This is a genomic window from Nocardia sp. NPDC051787, assembly GCF_040681325.1.
In the GTDB taxonomy this organism is placed as follows: Bacteria; Actinomycetota; Actinomycetes; order Mycobacteriales; family Mycobacteriaceae; genus Nocardia.
Map to the genome: position 1 here is coordinate 359,186 of NZ_JBFAYO010000002.1, position 18,458 is coordinate 377,643.

The 18,458-nt window shown below is 68.9% G+C and carries 16 protein-coding genes; 9 read left to right on the top strand and 7 right to left on the bottom strand.

All coding sequences use genetic code 11. The features are described 5' to 3' along the window. Positions 1–309 precede the first annotated feature (309 nt). The 7 genes from tkt to AB0M45_RS03625 all read left to right on the top strand — a co-directional run bounded on the left by tkt (position 310) and on the right by AB0M45_RS03625 (position 10,121). Entirely contained in the window at positions 310–2,451 is a 2,142-nt protein-coding gene (gene tkt, locus AB0M45_RS03595) for a transketolase (RefSeq protein WP_364322479.1), read from the top strand. 5 nt (positions 2,452–2,456) lie between these two features. Continuing rightward, entirely contained in the window at positions 2,457–3,602 is a 1,146-nt protein-coding gene (gene tal / locus AB0M45_RS03600) for a transaldolase (RefSeq protein WP_364322481.1), read from the top strand. 3 nt (positions 3,603–3,605) lie between these two features. Next, entirely contained in the window at positions 3,606–5,183 is a 1,578-nt protein-coding gene (zwf, locus tag AB0M45_RS03605; protein WP_364322483.1) for a glucose-6-phosphate dehydrogenase, read from the top strand. Continuing rightward, complete coding sequence (gene opcA, locus AB0M45_RS03610) at positions 5,180–6,088, top strand: glucose-6-phosphate dehydrogenase assembly protein OpcA (RefSeq protein WP_364322485.1); 909 nt, start codon at positions 5,180–5,182, stop codon at positions 6,086–6,088. Before zwf ends, opcA begins: the two co-directional genes overlap by 4 nt. Continuing rightward, positions 6,081–6,836: a 6-phosphogluconolactonase gene (pgl, locus tag AB0M45_RS03615; protein ID WP_364322487.1), complete on the top strand. Its 756-nt coding sequence runs from the start codon at positions 6,081–6,083 to the stop codon at positions 6,834–6,836. The genes opcA and pgl overlap by 8 nt, the downstream gene beginning before the upstream one ends. A 469-nt stretch (positions 6,837–7,305) precedes the next feature. After that, positions 7,306–9,594, top strand: a complete 2,289-nt coding sequence (locus tag AB0M45_RS03620; RefSeq protein WP_364322587.1) for a thiamine pyrophosphate-dependent enzyme — start codon at positions 7,306–7,308, stop codon at positions 9,592–9,594. 47 nt (positions 9,595–9,641) lie between these two features. Further along, positions 9,642–10,121, top strand: a complete 480-nt coding sequence (locus AB0M45_RS03625) for a hypothetical protein (protein ID WP_364322489.1) — start codon at positions 9,642–9,644, stop codon at positions 10,119–10,121. 76 nt (positions 10,122–10,197) lie between these two features. Here the strand turns inward: AB0M45_RS03625 and AB0M45_RS03630 are convergent, their stop codons facing one another. Next, positions 10,198–10,800 carry a hypothetical protein gene (locus AB0M45_RS03630; protein WP_364322491.1) on the bottom strand — a complete coding sequence of 201 codons (603 nt, stop codon included), beginning with the start codon at positions 10,798–10,800 and terminating at the stop codon, positions 10,198–10,200. A 61-nt stretch (positions 10,801–10,861) separates the two neighbouring features. Then, positions 10,862–11,809 carry an alpha/beta hydrolase gene (locus tag AB0M45_RS03635; protein WP_364322589.1) on the bottom strand — a complete coding sequence of 316 codons (948 nt, stop codon included), beginning with the start codon at positions 11,807–11,809 and terminating at the stop codon, positions 10,862–10,864. Positions 11,810–11,905: 96 nt separating this feature from the next. Here AB0M45_RS03635 and AB0M45_RS03640 point away from each other — a divergent pair, with 96 nt between their 5' ends. Then, on the top strand, positions 11,906–12,754 hold the full coding sequence (locus AB0M45_RS03640) for an SDR family NAD(P)-dependent oxidoreductase (RefSeq protein WP_364322493.1): 849 nt from the start codon (positions 11,906–11,908) through the stop codon (positions 12,752–12,754). On the opposite strand, the gene AB0M45_RS03645 is transcribed toward AB0M45_RS03640, so the two are convergent. The 4 genes from AB0M45_RS03645 to AB0M45_RS03660 form a co-directional block, all read right to left on the bottom strand. Further along, entirely contained in the window at positions 12,717–13,067 is a 351-nt protein-coding gene (locus AB0M45_RS03645; RefSeq protein WP_364322495.1) for a LysR family transcriptional regulator substrate-binding protein, read from the bottom strand. The genes AB0M45_RS03640 and AB0M45_RS03645 overlap by 38 nt on opposite strands. Before the next feature lie 136 nt (positions 13,068–13,203). Further along, entirely contained in the window at positions 13,204–13,437 is a 234-nt protein-coding gene (gene secG / locus AB0M45_RS03650; protein WP_039798855.1) for a preprotein translocase subunit SecG, read from the bottom strand. Between the two features lie 197 nt (positions 13,438–13,634). Then, a complete protein-coding gene (locus tag AB0M45_RS03655) occupies positions 13,635–15,242 on the bottom strand; it encodes an MFS transporter (RefSeq protein ID WP_364322497.1) in 1,608 nt (535 codons plus the stop codon). A gap of 203 nt (positions 15,243–15,445) precedes the next feature. Next, complete coding sequence (locus AB0M45_RS03660; protein WP_364322499.1) at positions 15,446–16,384, bottom strand: DMT family transporter; 939 nt, start codon at positions 16,382–16,384, stop codon at positions 15,446–15,448. 405 nt (positions 16,385–16,789) lie between these two features. Here AB0M45_RS03660 and AB0M45_RS03665 point away from each other — a divergent pair, with 405 nt between their 5' ends. Next, positions 16,790–17,572, top strand: a complete 783-nt coding sequence (locus tag AB0M45_RS03665) for an META domain-containing protein (protein ID WP_364322501.1) — start codon at positions 16,790–16,792, stop codon at positions 17,570–17,572. A gap of 99 nt (positions 17,573–17,671) precedes the next feature. Here AB0M45_RS03665 and tpiA read toward each other — a convergent pair whose 3' ends face one another. Beyond that, on the bottom strand, positions 17,672–18,457 hold the full coding sequence (gene tpiA / locus AB0M45_RS03670) for a triose-phosphate isomerase (protein WP_364322503.1): 786 nt from the start codon (positions 18,455–18,457) through the stop codon (positions 17,672–17,674). Position 18,458 lies beyond the last annotated feature (1 nt).

Consider the following 18,458-nt stretch of genomic DNA (forward strand, 5'->3'; position numbering starts at 1 on the left):
CTCCAGGCCCGTTGGTGCGAGGCAGTGGGTCACCGTTCACGGACCGGCTCGCCGCCCAGGCGAGCGAAGCATGCGACGCGATCACGAACCTCGGCTGCCCCGGCACGAGCCGCAACGTGGGCGCGAACACGCAGCGCCGCGGGCGCCGCAAAACGCCACGGCAAAACAACACAGGGTTACTGCTGTGCCGGTCACCGGGCACATCTAGGGTAGTTGGGTAAACCCGGTATGCACGCCGTAGCTGCCGCGCGATCATCGCCGTCAGAACCCACCCGCCGTCGACGAACCAATGTCAGGAGAACCTCGGTCGTGTCGATCACAGACGACATCCGCGCCCTCACTCAGCCGAACCACCCGGACGACTGGACGGATCTGGACACCAAGGCGGTCGACACCATTCGGGTCCTCGCCGCCGACGCGGTGCAGAACGCCGGAAACGGTCACCCCGGTACCGCGATGAGCCTGGCGCCGCTGGCGTACACCCTCTACCAGCGCACCATGCGCATCGACCCCACCGATCCCAGCTGGGTCGGCCGGGACCGGTTCGTGCTGTCGTGCGGCCACTCCAGCCTCACCCAGTACATCCAGCTGTATCTGGCGGGTTTCGGCCTGGAACTGGACGACCTGCAGCACCTGCGCAAGTGGGGCTCGCTCACCCCGGGTCACCCGGAATTCCGCCACACCGACGGCGTCGAGATCACCACCGGCCCGCTCGGCCAGGGCCTGGCGTCGGCGGTCGGCATGGCGATGGCGGCGCGGCGCGAGCGCGGTCTGTTCGACCCGGACGCCGCGCCGGGCACGAGCCCGTTCGACCACTTCGTCTACGTGGTCGCCTCCGACGGTGACCTCGAGGAAGGCGTCACTTCCGAGGCGTCGTCGATCGCGGGCACCCAGCAGCTGGGCAACCTGGTCGTGGTCTACGACGACAACAAGATCTCCATCGAGGACGACACCACCATCGCCTTCACCGAGGACGTCGCCGAGCGCTACGCGGCCTACGGCTGGCACGTGCAGGTGGTCGAGGGCGGCGAGGACGTCGTCGCCATCGAGGCCGCGCTGGCCGCCGCCAAGGCCGAGACCGACAAGCCCTCGATCATCGTGCTGCGCACCATCATCGGCTACCCGGCGCCCAGCAAGATGAACACCGGCTCCGCGCACGGCGCCGCACTGGGTGCCGACGAGGTCGCCGCCACCAAGAAGGTGCTCGGCTTCGACCCCGAGCAGAGCTTCCACGTGGACCCGGCGGTGATCGCGCACACCCGCAAGGTCGTCGACCGCGGCAGGCAGGCGCACCAGGAGTGGCAGAAGTCGTTCGACGCGTGGGCCGCGGCCAACCCGGAGAACAAGGCGCTGTTCGACCGCCTCGCCGCGCGGCGGCTGCCGGAGAACTGGTCGGCGAATCTGCCCACGTACGAACCGGATCCGAAGGGCATGGCCACCCGCAAGGCCTCCGGCAAGGTGCTCGCCGCGCTCGCCCCGGTGCTGCCGGAGCTGTGGGGTGGTTCGGCCGACCTGGCCGAGTCCAACAACACCACCATGCCCGACCAGCCCAGCTTCGGGCCGGAATCGATCTCGACCGGCATGTGGAAGGCCAACCCGTACGGCCGCACGCTGCACTTCGGCGTCCGCGAGCACGCGATGGGCGCGATCCTCAACGGCATCGCGCTGCACGGCCCCACCCGGCCTTACGGCGGCACCTTCCTGGTGTTCAGCGACTACATGCGCCCCGCCGTCCGCTTGGCAGCGCTGATGCGGGTGCCCGCGATCTACGTGTGGACGCACGACTCCATCGGCTTGGGCGAGGACGGTCCCACGCATCAGCCGATCGAGCACCTGGCCGCGCTGCGCGCCATCCCCGGCCTGAACGTGGTGCGTCCCGGCGACGCCAACGAGACCACCTACGCCTGGCGCACCATTCTGGAGCGCGACAGCAGCGAGCACACCTCGCACTTCTCGGTGTCGGAGCCGCCGCACCAGGACGGCCCGTCCGGACTCGCGCTGACCCGCCAGGACCTGCCGATCCTGGAAGGCACCAGCTTCGAGGGCGTGTCGAAGGGCGGTTACGTCCTGGCCGAGGCGTCCACCGGCACCCCGCAGGTGATCCTCATCGCCACCGGTTCGGAGCTCCATCTCGCCGTCGCCGCCCGCACTACGCTGGAGGAGCAGGGCATCGCCACCCGCGTGGTGTCGATGCCGTGTGTGGAGTGGTTCGACGCACAGGACAAGACCTACCGGGACGAGGTGCTTCCGCCCGCGATCGCCGCACGCGTCGTCGTCGAGGCCGGTATCGCGATGCCGTGGCACCGGTTCGCCGGTGATGCGGGCGAGATCGTGTCGATCGAGCACTTCGGCGCTTCCGCCGACTACAAGACCCTGTTCCGCGAATTCGGCTTCACTCCGGAAGCCGTCGTTGCCGCCGCGCAGCGCACGCTCGAGAACGTGAAGGGATAGCGCTCATGGCTCAGAACGAAAACCTCGCCGCCCTGTCGGCGGCGGGGGTGTCCGTATGGCTCGACGATCTGTCCAGGGACCGGATCCGGTCCGGCAACCTGGCCGAGCTGATCGCCACCCGTGGCGTCGTCGGGGTCACCACCAACCCGACGATCTTCCAGGGTGCGCTCAGCCAGGGGCACAGCTACGACAGCCAGCTGAAAGAGCTTGCCGCTCGAGGCGCCGACGCCGATGCCGCCATCCGCACCATCACCACCGACGACGTCCGCGCGGCCTGCGACGTGTTCGCTCCGGTCTTCGAAGCGACCGGCGGTGTGGACGGCCGGGTCTCCATCGAGGTCGATCCCCGCCTGGCGTTCGACGCGGACAAGTCCATCGCGCAGGCGGTCGAGCTGTGGAAGATCGTCGACCGGCCCAACCTGTTCATCAAGATCCCGGCCACCGAGGCGGGCTTGCCCGCGATCACCGCGGTGCTCGCCGAGGGCATCAGCGTCAACGTCACGCTGATCTTCTCGGTGCAGCGCTACCGCGCGGTGATGGGCGCCTACCTGGACGGCGTGCGCAAGGCGAAGGTCGCCGGCCATGATCCGGCCAAGATCCATTCCGTCGCTTCGTTCTTCGTGTCCCGGGTGGACACCGAGATCGACAAGCGGCTGGAGGCGATCGGCACCGACGAGGCCCTCGCGCTGCGCGGGAAGGCCGGTATCGCCAACGCGCGCCTGGCCTACGCCGAGTACCAGGACGTGTTCGACGGTGGCAAGCACACCTCCACCTACACGAACCTGGCCGCCTCCGGCGCGAATCGCCAGCGGCCGCTGTGGGCGTCGACGGGCGTGAAGAACCCGGACTACCCCGACACCATGTACGTCACCGAGCTGGTCGCAACGAACACGGTGAACACGCTGCCGGAGAAGACCCTCCAGGCGGTCGCCGATCACGGTGAGATCCGCGGCGACACCGTCAGCGGCACGGCCGCGGCGGCCAAGGAGGTCTTCGACCAGCTGACCGCCGTCGGCATCGACCTCGACGACGTGTTCGCGGTGCTCGAGCGCGAAGGCGTGGACAAGTTCGAGAAGTCCTGGGAGGAGCTGCTTTCGGCCACGGCCGAGGAGTTGAGGTCGGCCGCCGCTTCCGCTTCCGGGAACAGCTGACCGATGGCCGGTTCAGCGTCCACGGGTCGAGCGGCCGCGAACGATTGGCACAACCCGCTGCGCGACAGCCGGGACCAACGGCTTCCGCGTATCGCGGGACCGTGCAGCATGGTGATCTTCGGCGTCACGGGTGACCTGTCCCGGAAGAAGCTGATGCCGGCCATCTACGACCTGGCGAACCGGGGGCTGCTGCCCCCGGGTTTCGGCTTGGTCGGCTTCGCCCGCCGCGACTACGCCGACGAGGACTTCGCCGCGGTCGTCCTCGACGCGGTGAAAACGCACTCGCGCACTCCGTTCCGCCAAGAGGTCTGGGACCAGCTCGCAGAGGGCATCCGGTTCGTCCAGGGCACCTTCGACGACGACGCGGCGTTCGACCGGCTCGCCGACACCCTGGCCACCCTGGACAAGGAGCGCGGCACCGGCGGCAACCACGCCTTCTACCTGTCGATCCCGCCGAAGACGTTTCCCGTCGTGCTCGATCAGCTCTCCGGGCACGGCCTGGCGCAGACGAAAGGGTTCGACGAAGCGGGCCGAAAGCCGTGGCGCCGAGTGGTGATCGAGAAGCCGTTCGGGCACGACCTGGAAAGCGCCCAAGAGCTCAACGCACTGGTCAACCGGGTGTTCCCGGAGGAGACCGTGTTCCGCATCGACCACTACCTCGGTAAGGAGACGGTGCAGAACATCTTGGCGCTGCGCTTCGCCAACCAGTTGTACGAGCCGATCTGGAACGCCAACTTCGTCGACCACGTGCAGATCACCATGGCCGAGGACATCGGATTGGGCGGTCGCGCCGGGTATTACGACGGCATCGGTGCCGCGCGTGACGTGATCCAGAATCACCTGCTGCAACTGCTGGCCCTCACCGCCATGGAGGAGCCGATCAGCTTCGAGCCCAAGCAGCTGCAGACCGAGAAGATCAAGGTGCTCTCGGCGACCAAGCTCCTCGAACCGCTGGACGAGACCACCGCCCGAGGGCAATATGCGGAGGGCTGGCAGGGCAGCGAGCACGTGGTCGGACTGCTGGACGAGGAAGGGTTCGATCCGAATTCGCGGACCGAGACCTATGCGGCGATCAGCCTGGAGGTCGACACCCGCCGCTGGGCGGGTGTCCCGTTCTTCCTGCGCACCGGAAAACGACTGGGGCGCAGGGTGACCGAGATCGCGGTGATCTTCAAGCGGGCCCCGCACCTGCCGTTCGACCAGACCATGACCGAAGAACTGGGGCAGAACGCGCTGGTCATCCGGGTGCAGCCGGACGAGGGCATCACCACGCGGTTCGGCTCGAAGGTGCCGGGCTCCGGCATGGAAGTGCGTGATGTCAACATGGACTTCAGCTACGGCGAGGCGTTCACCGAGTCCTCTCCGGAGGCCTACGAGCGCCTGATCCTCGACGTTCTGCTCGGGGTGCCGTCGCTGTTCCCGGTCAACGCGGAGGTCGAATTGTCCTGGCGCATCCTGGACCCCGTGCTCGAGCGCTGGGCCGCCGATGGCAAACCGGAGCCGTACGAGGCGGGCACCTGGGGTCCGGCGGCGGCCGAGGAGATGCTCGCCCGCACCGGGCGCGAATGGCGGCGGCCGTGATCGTCGACATGCCGGAGACCAAGACCGGTGAGGTCACCAAGCGTCTCGTGCAGCTGCGCGAGAGCAACGGCGTGATCACCATGGGCCGGGTGCTCACCCTGGTGGTGTGCACGCTGGACAGCTCCGAGGCCGAGGACGCGATCGACGCCGCGAACGACGCCAGCCGCGAGCATCCCTGTCGCGTCGTGGTGCTCGCACGCGGTGACCGAGAAGCCGCCACCCGGCTGGACGCGCAGATCCGGGTGGGCGGCGACGCGGGAGCGGCCGAGGTGATCGTGCTGCGCCTGCAGGGCGACCTGATCAACCACGAAAGCAGCGTCGTCATCCCGTTCCTCCTGCCGGATACACCGGTGGTCGCCTGGTGGCCCCGCGGAGCCCCGGAGTTCCCGTCCAGGGACTCGGTGGGCCGGCTGGCGACCCGTCGCATCACCGACGCCACGTTCGCGCCGGATCCGCAGGCGGCGATCAAGAAGCGGCTCGGCTCCTACGCGACCGGCGACTCCGATCTGGCCTGGAGCCGGATCACCTACTGGCGCGCGCTGCTGGCCGCCGCCATGGACGAGCCGCCGTTCGAGCTGGTGGAGTTGGCGACGGTGTCCGGACTGCGCGACGAACCCGCCCTGGACATGCTGGCGGGTTGGCTGGCGGCCCGGCTCGGGTGCCCGGTTCGCCGCCGCACCGGCCCCTTGCACGTGGAACTGCACCGCCGCGCGGTCTCCATAGCTATCGAGCGACCGCAAACCGGCCGCACCGCCACGCTCACCCGCACCGGCGACCCGGTGCAGCGGATAGCGTTGGCCCGCAGGGAGACTCGCGACTGCCTCGCCGAGGAACTACGCAGGTTGGACTCCGACGACATCTACGCGGAGGCACTGGCCGGAATCGAGAAGGTGATCTATGAGTGACCACACCGATTCACCCTTTCCCAGCGACACCGTCGAGGTCCACCTCGACACCGAGTCGCTTGTCGCCGCCGCGGCTGCCCGTTTCGTGTCGGTCCTCGTCGCGGCCCAAGCCGAGCGCGGTGCGGCGTCGGTGGTGCTGACCGGCGGAGGCACCGGCATCGCCCTGTTGGAGCAGGTGCGCAAGTCGCCCGGCGGCATCGACTGGTCCCGGCTCGACGTGTTCTGGGGCGACGAGCGTTTCCTGCCCGCGGGCGATCCGGAGCGCAACGACCTGCAAGCCGGGCAGGCGCTGCTCGACCACGTACCGGTGGATCCGGCCCGGGTGCATCCGGTGGCCGCGTCCGATGGCGAGTACCCCGATCCCGTGGAAGCGGCCGCCGAGTACTCCGCGGCCGTGCACGCCTACCTCACTGAGCACGGCGCGTTCGATCTGCATCTGCTCGGCATGGGCGGCGAGGGGCACGTGAACTCGCTGTTCCCGCACACCGACGCCGTGCGCGAGGACCATGAACTCGTTGTGGCCGTGACGGATTCGCCGAAGCCGCCGCCGGTGCGGGTCACCCTCACCCTGCCCGCCGTCCGGCGGTCTCGCCACGTCGTGCTGGTGGTCGGCGGCGCGGCCAAGGCGGAGGCCGTCGCCGCGGCGATCGGCGGCGCCGACCCGCTGGAGATCCCCGCGGCCGGCGCAACAGGCATCGACTCCACCACCTGGCAGCTCGATCAAGAGGCCGCGTCAGCGCTGCGCTGAGTGTGCGCGGCGCAGCCTCCGGCATGACGGCGGATGTCCGGGCACGCGCCGATAGGCAGTGCCGATCCGACGGTCAGCTCGATGCCGGAGCTCGTTGCCGCACCAGGGGCAGGTAGACCTCGTCCACGAGCTGGCCAGGCCCTCGAAGGCCGCCGCGGAGACACCTATCCCGACCTGCCATGGAAGCCCGGGGCCGCATTCACGGCGCTGGCCGAGTACCACCGGCGTCGCTGAGGCAACGAGTGCGCGGCACGAGCCCGTTCCCGCGCGCCTTACATGCAGCGGCCGCACCGGTGTGTCGCGGAAATTCATCCGAGGAACACCTCTCTTACCGAAATAATGCCGTCTGATATTGCGTCCATGCGGTGCACTTTTACGCGATGATCATTCGGTGACCGAACAGGGAGTGGATCTGGACGAGAGGTTTCGGGCCACGATCGCCGCACTCACCCCGCGACCGAGCCGGGCAATGGGTGAGCCGGTCGTCCCCGGAAGCACGATTACCGGCGCGGCGTGCCTGGAACTGTTCGAATCGCAGGCGACGAGCAGGCATCTCGATCTCGCGGCACGACGCCTCGGCAGCGCCCGGCGCGGTTATTACAGCATCGGGTCGTCCGGCCACGAAGGAAACGCCGCGTTGGCGGCCGCCCTGCGGACCTCCGATCCCGCTTTACTGCACTACCGGTCCGGGGCGTTCTTCGTGCACCGGGCCCGGCGCGTGCCCGGCCTCGACCCGATCCGGGACGTGCTGCTGGGAGTGGTCGCCGCGGCGGCCGATCCGATTTCGGGTGGCCGGCACAAGGTGTTCGGCAGCGCGGCCGCGAACGTCATCCCGCAGACGTCCACCATCGCGTCGCACCTTCCGCGCGCGGTGGGGTTGGCCTTCGCGTTCGATCGTGCCGCGCGACTGGGCGTTTCCAGCCCGTGGCCCTCGGACTCGGTAGTGCTGTGCAGTTTCGGCGACGCGTCGGCGAACCACTCCACCGCGGCTGGGGCGATCAATGCCGCGATCCACACCGCTCACCAAGCGATTCCGATGCCGATCCTGTTCGCCTGCGAAGACAACGGCATCGGCATCAGCGTTCCCACGCCACCGGACTGGATCGAACAGGCCTACGGCCATCGGCCCGGTCTGCGGTACTTCAGCGCGGACGGTTGCGACGCCGTCGACGCACTGACCACCGCGAGCACCGCCGCGCAGTGGGTCAGGGACAACAGGAAGCCCGGGTTCCTGCGTCTGCGGACCGTCCGGCTGCTGGGTCACGCGGGTTCGGATATGGAGGCCGCCTACCGCCGCGCCGCCGATATCGCCGCTGAGCTGCTCCGCGATCCGGTGCTGGCGACCGCGCGGCTACTGGTCGAGTCCGGCGTGGTGACGCCCGCCGACGTGCTCGACCGCTACGCCGACCTGGGTCGCCGCGTCGCCGCGACAGCCGAAATCGTCCGGGAGGAACCGAAACTCGCCTCCGCCGCGGCGGTGATCGCTCCGATCGGCCCATCTCGCCCTGCCCTGGTGCGCGCGGAAGCGCTCAGAGCCGAACCCCTGCCGGACGACGGTCGCTCCGCAGCACGGAACCGGGCGGATCGGGCGACCTCACGCGCCGATGCGTCCCACCGTACGAACACGAATGGTGCTGCCACGCAAGGTGATCCGGTGACACTCGCCCAGGCGATCAACGACACGCTCGCAGACCTGCTGGCCCGCGATCGCGATGTGCTCGCCTTCGGGGAGGACGTCGGCCGCAAAGGCGGCGTGTACGGCGTGACCAAAGGATTACAGAAGACGTTCGGCGCCCGCCGCGTGTTCGACACCCTGCTGGACGAGCAGAGTGTCCTCGGCACCGCACTCGGCGTGGCACTGGCCGGGTTCGTGCCGATTCCGGAGATCCAGTACCTCGCCTACCTGCACAACGCCGCCGACCAGATTCGTGGCGAAGCGGCCACGCTGTCGTTCTTCTCCGACGGGCGCTACCGCAACCCGATGGTGGTGCGGATCGCCGGATATGCCTACCAAAAAGGCTTCGGCGGCCACTTCCACAACGACAACTCGATCGCCGCGCTGCGCGACATCCCCGGCGTGGTCCTCGCCTCCCCGTCCCGCGCCGACGACGCCGCGGCAATGCTGCGGACCTGCGCGTCCGCGGCCCGCGTTGATGGCAGGGTGTGCCTGTTTCTGGAGCCCATCGCGCTCTATCACACCCGCGACCTGCACACGCCCGGCGACGACGGCTGGCTGGCGGCCACATCCCGCACCGAGCACGTCGAAGTCGGCCGAGCCCGCGTCTACGGCGACGGCACGGACCTGACCTTGGTCAGCTTCGCCAATGGCGTGCCGATGAGCCTGCGCGTGGCGCGCCGCCTGGCCCGCCGCGGCATCCATGCCCGCGTGCTCGACCTGCGGTGGCTCGCGCCGCTACCAGTGGACGACCTGGTGGCGCACGCGCGCGCGACCGGCCGGGTCCTCGTCGCGGACGAGACCCGCCGTAGCGGCGGCGTGTCCGAGGCAGTCTGCGCTGCGCTGGTCGATGCCGGTTTCTCGGGAACTCTCGCCCGCGTCACCAGCGAGGACAGTTTCGTGCCGCTCGGCCCCGCCGCCGGCACGGTGCTGCTGGACGAGGACCGGATCGACGCCGCCGCCCGCGCGCTCATGGGCCCCGCGGCACAGCGGGCGCCGAGCGAAGGCGCGGCAACCGCCGCTACGGACGCACGGCGCGCCGAGGCGCGGCGTTCCGGGGAATTCGATTCGGGCACGGAATAGTGGAAATACAGTGAGGTGACGGTGACCAGCAGCGGAAGGACACGGCAATGACCACGATGTCCATGCTCGGCGAGGTACGACCGGAGCATGAGCACACGGCGGGCGGCGATCTGGTGCTCCTGCACTATCTGCGGTCGTTCCACAAGCCCGTGCTGGACGTGTGGTCGGCGGCCACCGAGCGCGGCCAGCTCTCCCGCTGGCTCGGCAGCGTCACCGGCGGCAACGGCAACCTCACCATCGAGCTGCTCGACGGCCCGGTTCCCGGTCCGATCGCGGTGCGCGTCGATCACTGCGTGGCGCCCCACGAGCTGGTCGTGCACGTCGACGGCTGCCTGCTCGAGGTCGGGATGAGCCAGGTCGGCGTGGTCACTACCGTCGAATTGACCCGCCGCCACGTCTGCCCCGCCGACGCGGGCGCCATCGGCCCGCGCTGGCAATACCTGCTCGACCGCCTCACGGCCTATCTCGATTACGAGCCGCTGCCACGCTGGTCGGAGTACCCGAAGCTGGCCGAGGAATATCGCTAGGCGGCTGCCTCGCCTTCGCTCGGCCGGTCCGGTACGTGCGGTGCGGACTGCGTTCGGATGCGACCCGTCGGGCGGTTCAGTAGAAGAACCCGGCGATGCCCCAGCCGGGCCGGGCCTGGGCCTCGCGGATCCATTCGACGCACGACTCGATGGCGGCCAGTACCTCGTGGTCGACCTCCTCGCGTTGCGGTGGCGTCGTGGACTCCCACTGCACCAGCGCTTCCGCGCACTGCTCCGGCGTCCATTCGCCGTAGCCGGGCAGATCATCCGGTTGGGGCAGCGCGGACGGGAGCGAGTGGTACATGAAGTCGCGGACGCTGATCGCCTTGATGCCGAGCGCGGCGAGTCCGTCATCGACGTGGTCCAGCCAGCGGCCACGGAACGCCGAGAAGTAGCGGTTGTCCACGAACCGGCCGTAGAACTGGCAGATCGTCTGGAAGGCGTAGCCGTATTGGAAACCGTAGGACGGGTCGAACGGACCGCCGTCGATGACTGCGCGCACCGCCTCGTAGCGGGTGGGTGCGCCGCCCGCGATCTCGTCGGCGAACCAGTCGTCGTCGTGGGTCAGCTGGGCCTTGAACCGGCCGCCGATCATCCGCCGGAGCTTGTCGTCCCTGGACCCGATGACGGCGGAGACCCTGTCCAGTTCGACGACGTAGATGCTCAGGCTATAACTCATTCACCAGACATTAGCGGTGCCCACCGACAGCGAACGGTGCTGGGCCCGAAGATGTTTCACCTCAGGCCGAAATCTCGGCAGGATGCGCCGCCAGGTGGCGCAGATGCGCGGTGAGCAACGCGTTCACCTCCGCGGTCCGCTCCAGCTGTACGAGGTGACCCGCGCCGGCGATCTCGGTCACCGCACGCAGGTCGACGACATGCTCCCGCATGGTGGCCAGCGGATCACGGCCGCTGAATCCCTCCATGTCCGGATCGCGATCGCCGTACAAGAAATAGGCCGGCACAGTGACTTTCGCGTCCGCGTAGCCGGCGGTGAGTTCCCAGTTGCGGTCCAAACTGCGGTACCAGTTCAATCCGCCGGTGAATCCGGTGCGTTCGAAATCGCGTGCCAGGATGTCCAATTCGGGTCCGCTCAGCCAGCGCCACGGCAACGCGGGCGCCTCTGGCAGCACGTCGAGATAGCCGGTGCCTTCCGCCGGGAAGCGCCACGTGTCCAGATAGTGATAGTCGGCGCTCAGCGCGAAATACACGCGCGCGAGAAATTCCCGCGGACACGCGCCGAGTTCCGCGTCGGCGACGCCGGGGGTCTGAAAGTAGTGCAGGTGCAGGAAGTGTCGTGCGGCGGCCTTGGCCCACAGCTGCGAAGGCGCGCGCGTCGGACGGGGCGCGAACGGATTGTTCAGGACCATGACGGCGCGCACCCGCTCCGGCGCGCGCAATGCCAGTTCCCACACCAGCGCGGCGCCGAAGTCCAATCCCACGAACACCGCCTGCTCGGCGTCGATGTCATCGAGCAGACCGAGCAGGTCGGCGCAGACGGCGCGATTGGTGTACGCCTCGAGGTCGGCGGGTGCGTCGGTCTGTCCGTAGCCGCGCAGGTCGGGCGCGATCGCGCGATATCCCGCCGCGGCGAGCGCGGGAAGCTGGCGGTGCCAGACGTACCAGGTGTGCGGAAAGCCGTGGCAGAAGATCACCGGCTGCCCTTCCCCCTGCTCGGTGACGTGCATGCGGATATCGTTGGTCGTCACGAACCGATGGGTCAGCTCCACTCCGGCCTCCAAAGACTAGAACACGTTATTATTTCACGGTAATGTTCCGGTTCCGTGAGCGGAATACCCGACAGGCTCGAAGGCAAGATCGCGGTGGTCACCGGCGCCAGCCGCGGTATAGGCAAGGGGATCGCGCTGGAGCTGGGCGCGGCAGGTGCGACGGTGTTCGTGACCGGGCGCTCCACCGCGCAGGGACGCTTACCCGGCACCGTGCACGCGACGGCCGCCGCCATCGATGCGGCAGGCGGAGTGGGTATCCCGTTCGTGTGCGATCACCGCGACGACGACGCCGTGCAGCGGCTGTTCGAACTGATCCGCACCGAGCACGGCAGGCTGGACGTGCTGGTGAACAACGTCTACAACTCCCCCGCCGCGGCCCGGTGGCTCGGCAAGCCGTTCTGGGAGGTTCCACCGGCGGCCTGGGACGAGACCTTCGACGTGGGCGTCCGATCACATTACGTGGCAAGTGTTTTCGCTGCGCCGCTGCTGATCGAATCGGGCGGGTTGATCGTCAACATCTCCTCGCCGGGGGCGCGCAGGTACATGCACAATGCCGTGTACGGTGTCGCGAAGTCCGCGCTGGACCGGCTCACCGCCGACATGGCGCACAATCTCGCCGGCACCGAGGTGACCGTGGTCTCGCTCTGGCCTGGCATCGTGGATACCGAACTGCTGCAACTGGTTCCGGCCGACGCACACGGGCACCGGCTGGTCACGCTGCCCGGCGAGGGCACCTTCGACCTCGCCGAGGCGCAGACGCCGCGCTTCACCGGCCGCGCCGTCGTCGCGCTGGCCACCGATGCCGGGCGCCGCTCGCGCACCGGATTGTCATGGCGGGTCGCGGATCTCGCGGAATACTACGGTTTCACCGACGTCGACGGACGGGTTCCGCGCACCGATTGACCGGTCGGAGCACACCGAGGAAGCGCTGCACCGACCGCGGCGGGACCGGCCTGGCGCGCCACGCCACGGAGACGCGCGAGGGTGGCGCGTCGGAAATGTCGCGATAGGCGACGCCAGGGTGCGGGACCCGGGTACGCGCCAGGTCCGGCACGACGCCGATGCCACGGTTCGCCGCGACCAACTTGATCCACTCGTCGCAGTTCGTGCAGGTGATGATCGCCAGGACCGAGTTGGCCGGGTTCCACGACGAGGCGCCAGCCAGATCGGACCACGACAGGCCGGTCGTCGTCGCCAGCGGCGAGTGCGCGGCCACCGCGAGCACCCGCGCGGGACCGGCCCCGGTCCACTGGGGGTAGCCCCGCTGCTCGGGACGAGTTGTTCCGTCGCGTTCGTCATCGCCGCGCTCGTGCTCGGTGCGGCGGCGCTCACGGCGGATGCGGTGACTCGGATCAGGCGAACTTGATCTCCAGGCCGATGCCGAGGATGGCGATCAGCCAGATGACGCCGGTGAAGATGGTGACGCGGTCGAGGTTCTTCTCCACGACCGTGGAGCCGGACAGACTGGACTGCACGCCGCCGCCGAACAGGCTGGACAGACCTCCACCCTTGGCGCGGTGCAGCAGCACCAGCAGCACCAGCAGCACGCTGGTGATGATCAGGAGGATATCCAGGAACATCCGCATGCCGGACAGTGTATGCGGTCGGTGCGATCGCACCGAATCAGGCACTCGACGTCGTCGCTCCCAATGGGCGCTGCCGGACGTAGGCCGTCCGAAATCCGCGCACGGCCGGAGCGAAGGCAGGAGGTACGCATAATGGGCGCTGCCGGATGCAGTCCGTCCGAAATCCGCGCACGGCCGGAGCGAAGGCGGAGGTACGCCTAGTGCCGGTCGATCGCAACCAGATGGGTGACCCGGTCGCCCTCGGCGGTGGTGAACTTCGCGACGGCCTGCTCCCGTAGCTGGTCCTGGGCGGTGAGGCGAACCTGGTGCTGGTGCATGTGCTCGGCCCAGGACCGCACGACGAATGCCTCGACGTAGCGGTCGATCACCCCGACATCGCGGTAGAGTCGCCACTCCATCGCGCCGGTGCGCTGCCGGGACCGGCCGACGAAGGCCATGGCGGCGAGGAATTCCTCGACGCTCTCCGGCGGCACGTCGTAGTCGCGCAGGATCAGCACCGGGCCGTCGTCGGGATCGGGTTCGACGACCAACTGGGGCTCCGGCCAGAACGCCGACGGTGTCAGGTCGATCTGCTCTGCGTTGTGCCGGATCGGCAGCCACAACGTACTCACCGCGCAGAACCCGAGCAGCACCGCCGCCCACAGCAGCGCGGGCACCGACCCGATGGCATCGGCGAGCAGACCCCAGACCAGCGAGCCGATCGCCTGGCCGCCCATGAACACCAGCAGATACACCGATAGCCCGCGCGCACGCACCCAGGCCGGTAGCAGCAGCTGCATGGTCGAGTTCATCGTGGACATCGCCAGTAGCCAGGCCAGCCCCGCGAAGACCAGCAGCACCAGTATCACGGGCACGACGCGGAGCAGCGCGGTGCCCGCGGTCGCAAGTCCGAACAGGATCGCGGCCGTGCTCAGCCGCTGGGTCGGGTTCAGCACTTGCCGCAGGCGCGACAACGCGGCGGCGCCGACCACCGCGCCGAGCCCCAGCGCACCGAGCATCAGACCGTATCCGGAGGACGACAGGCCGAGCCGGTCGCGTGCGATCACCGGCAGCAGCGCCCACACCGCGCTGGCGGGCGCGATGAACAAGATCGAGCGCAGCAGCACACGGCGGATCGCCGGTGCGGCTCGGATAAAACGTGTGCCCGCCTGCAACGCCGCCAGCGGACGCTCGGTGGGCAGCCGCCGGTCCGTAGCGGGCCGACGCCAGACCGTCAGCGCCGTGACGATTCCACCGAAGGACACGGCGTTGAGGGCGAACACCAATGTCGGCCCGGACAGCGCTACCAGGACACCGGCGAGCGCGGGCCCTACAGCCCGGCCGACATTGATGTTCATGCTGCCCAGCGCCGCGGCCGCCGGGATCTGCTCGCGCGAGACCAGTTCCGGCTGAATGGCCTGCCAGGCGGGCGCGGTCAGCGCCTGCCCGCAGCCGATCAGGAACAGCAGCGTCAACAGCACCGCGGGCGTGGTGTGCCCGGTCGCGGTCGACACGGCGAGAATCGTCGCCAGCGCCGCCATGGCCGACTGCGCGCCGAGCAGCAGCCTGCGGCGATCCACCAGGTCGGCGAGCACGCCGGACGGAATGGCCAGCAGCATCACCGGCAGCGTGATCGCGGTCTGCACGAACGACACCAGAGCCGCGGCGTTGGGCAAGTCGACCAGGAGCCATTGCGCCCCGACGGTCTGCATCCAGGTGCCCAGATTGGATACCAGCTGGGCCACCCACAGCGCCCGGTATATCGGTGAACGCAGCGGCGCCCACGTGGAGCCAGGGGTCGTCGGGGTAGCGGAAGCGGCGGTCACGCGCCGAAGCTTAAAGCGTGTCCGATAACCCGTGTGGGTTGGTCGGACACCGCCCTCCTCGGCGTCGTCGGCTCACGCCGATATGGGGTGAGCGTCGGTTCCCGCGTCTACCGGGCTGGTTTCACCGGCACCTGTGGGGTGCCGGTCAGCGCCTTCCCGTCGGCGGGCATTGGTGGCCCTGCCGCCGACCAACACGAGAGTCCTCAGTCCCGCAAAACGGTGGCCGCCTGTCGCCGTCGCCAGCCCTTTGACCGTAAGCGCCCAGGTGTCGCCGCGAGCAACAATGCCATGAGGAGCAATGTGGCGCCCAGCAGCGCCGGGGTGGTGAGGCGTTCACCGAGCACTACCGCGGCCAGCACCGCCCCGGTCAGTGGTTCGAGGAGCGCGAGCACCGCGGCGGTCCCGGGACCGACCTCCGAGAGCCCGCGAAAGTACAGGGTGTAGGCGACCGCGGTCGGTGCCAGCCCAAGCAGCAGGACCAGCGCGACACTGCCCACTGTCGGGTGGAATGCGAGACCACTCGTGGCCGCTACCGGAACCAGCAGCAGCGCGCCGCCGGTGAACCCGAGGCCCGTGGTGGTCATCGCGTCGAGGCCGGGCACCGGCGCCGCGTTCATCACGGTGGTCGTCGCGAACGCCGTGGCGGCCGCCGACGCCAGCGCCGCGCCCACCAGCAACCCGCCCGCGCTCGTACCTCCGGACGGCACCCCGACCAGCAGTGCCAGCCCGCACAGGGAGATGCCGATCGTCGCCGCCCGGCGCCGGTCCACCGCACGCCTTTCGGTGCTGTGTTCCAGCACGGCGACGACCACCGGCGACATGCCGATGGTGATCAGGGTGGCGAGACTGACCGACGCGGCCGCGACGGCGCCGAAGTAGGCCGCCTGGAAGGTTGCCGCGAGCACGGCGACCGCGCCGATGCGACGCCACGCCAACGGATTTCGTGGCCAGGGTTGTCGTTTGGTGGCGAGCACGGCTACCAGCAGCAGCCCGCCGACGGCGAGCCGGCAGGTGGCGACCGAAACAGGGGGAAGACCGGCGGCCCGGTGCAGCAGCGTGCCGAGCAGACCGCCGGTGCCCCAGAGGATTCCGGCGCCGACGAGGTAGACCAGCCCGGAACGGCTGGCGGTGGATACAGACATGGACATAGAAGATCGCGCTCCTGCGACGGAAAGGGATGGGGTCGCGGAAGCGAGGTGCACAGCGATGCCGAAAATGGCGCGCACACCGTTCGGTGGCGCGCTGAATACCTACACCTCGCTCAGGAGGCGGGCGGCGGGGTGATGGGGAAGCATCGGTGCACGGCACAAATGGTAACACACAACGAGCGAATCATCCCATGTATCCCGATTCCCGGCTCGACCCCCCTCGTCGCGATGTCGGCGAAGGCGAGCGCGAATCGAGCATCCGGCACGCGACCAGTTGACGGCGGCCTCGAAGGAGTTCGCCACCCGCCCGATGTCCTGGAAGAACGCACCACAATGTCGGCAGGCCGTCACAAGCTGCGAAATCCGGGCTGCCCAGCGCCTCCTCGGTAGCATCGCCGCATGGCGGCACACTTCGCGCGACTCGCCCTCGCTGTCCTGATCGCCCCATGCGCGCTCGCGGCGTGCTCGAGCAACGGTCCGGGGCCGACCTCCGACGGGCCGAGCCCGGTCGGCCGCACCTTCCTCTCGACCGGCGTCGAGGGAACCCCGATTCCCGGCGGCGGCCCGCTGACGGTCAGCTTCCCCGACGGCCGTATCGCCGCGGACGCGGGGTGCAACAAGTTCACCGGCGCGGTCACCCTGGACGACCACGTTCTGCGCGTCTCCGGTCTGTCCACGACTCTGATGGCCTGCCCGGATGATCGCAGCGGCGCCGACGAATGGCTCAGCGGCCTGCTGAACTCCGACCCCAGCTGGCGACTCGACGACGCTCGACTCACGCTGCACAGCGACGACCGGACCGTGACCCTGCTCGACAAGAAGGTCGCTCAGCCGGACCGGCCCGTCAAGGGCACCCCGTGGCTGGTCACCGCCTTCATCGCCGACGACGCCCAGATCCGCTCCCGCGCGCTCGACGAGGCGAAGCCGACACTCACCATCACCGAGGACGGCGGCGTCTCCGGCAGCACCGGGTGTAATCGCCTGACCGGCAACGCCGGCGTATCGGGAGCGCAGATCACCTTCCAGGTCGCCACCACGAAAATGGCGTGCTCCGCTGAGGTGATGGAGGTGGAGCAGGCGGTCTTGAAAGCCCTGGACGGCAACACCACCGCAACAGTGGACGCCGACACGCTGACCCTGCGCAACGACAACGGCGCGGGCTTGATCCTGCACGCGGAGTGAGCCGCGACTACTTCGGCCCTGTGAGTTTCCGGCGAAATCACTACAGCCCGGCATCGCGGCGAGCGATACCGGGCTGTGGTGCGTAGTCCCTCGAGTGGGTCAGGGCAAAGGGCCGCCCGCCGCGATCGCCGAGAGGGTGGCGAACTCGTCACCCTTGAGCGAAGCGCCGCCGACCAGAGCGCCGTCGATGTCGGTCTGGGCGACCAACTCGCCGACGTTCTTGGCGTTTACCGAACCGCCGTAGAGCACGCGGACCTCCGCGGCGACCTCGGGCGAGGCCAGCAGCGCCAGCTCACCCCGAATCGCGCCACAGACCTCCTGCGCGTCGGCAGGCGTGGCGACCCTGCCGGTGCCGATCGCCCACACCGGCTCGTAGGCGATGACGATCTTCGAGATCTCTTCCGCCGTCAGGCCTTTCAACGATCCGCGCAGCTGCTCGAGGTTGTACTCGACGTGCGTGCCCGCCTCGCGGACGTTCAGGCCCTCGCCGATGCACACGATCGGGGTGATGCCATGCTTCAACGCCTGCTTGGCCTTGGCCAGCACGATGGCGTCGTCCTCGTTGTGGTACTGGCGCCGTTCCGAGTGCCCCACCACGACGAAGGCGCAGCCCAGCTTGGCGAGCATGCTCGCGCTGATCTCGCCGGTGTAGGCGCCCGATTCGTGCACCGAGACGTCCTGCCCGCCGTAGGTGAGCAGGAGTTTGTCCCCTTCGACGAGAGTCTGCACGCTGCGGAGGTCGGTGAACGGCGGGAGCACCGCCACGTCGACCTTGTCGAAGTACTTCTCCGGCAGGGCGAACGCGATCTTCTGCACCAGAGCGATGGCCTCGAGGTGATTGAGGTTCATCTTCCAGTTGCCCGCGATGAGCGGTTTGCGTGCCATG

Coding starts and splice junctions, on each gene's coding strand:
- AB0M45_RS03660 (WP_364322499.1), bottom strand. CDS start 16,384: ATGTCTGTATCCACCGCCAGCCGTTCCGGGCTGGTCTACCTCGTCGGC.
- AB0M45_RS03620 (WP_364322587.1), top strand. CDS start 7,306: ATGGGTGAGCCGGTCGTCCCCGGAAGCACGATTACCGGCGCGGCGTGC.
- secG (WP_039798855.1), bottom strand. CDS start 13,437: ATGCGGATGTTCCTGGATATCCTCCTGATCATCACCAGCGTGCTGCTG.
- AB0M45_RS03635 (WP_364322589.1), bottom strand. CDS start 11,809: ATGCACGTCACCGAGCAGGGGGAAGGGCAGCCGGTGATCTTCTGCCAC.
- tal (WP_364322481.1), top strand. CDS start 2,457: ATGGCTCAGAACGAAAACCTCGCCGCCCTGTCGGCGGCGGGGGTGTCC.
- AB0M45_RS03630 (WP_364322491.1), bottom strand. CDS start 10,800: ATGAGTTATAGCCTGAGCATCTACGTCGTCGAACTGGACAGGGTCTCC.
- AB0M45_RS03665 (WP_364322501.1), top strand. CDS start 16,790: ATGGCGGCACACTTCGCGCGACTCGCCCTCGCTGTCCTGATCGCCCCA.
- AB0M45_RS03625 (WP_364322489.1), top strand. CDS start 9,642: ATGACCACGATGTCCATGCTCGGCGAGGTACGACCGGAGCATGAGCAC.
- tpiA (WP_364322503.1), bottom strand. CDS start 18,457: ATGGCACGCAAACCGCTCATCGCGGGCAACTGGAAGATGAACCTCAAT.
- zwf (WP_364322483.1), top strand. CDS start 3,606: ATGGCCGGTTCAGCGTCCACGGGTCGAGCGGCCGCGAACGATTGGCAC.
- pgl (WP_364322487.1), top strand. CDS start 6,081: ATGAGTGACCACACCGATTCACCCTTTCCCAGCGACACCGTCGAGGTC.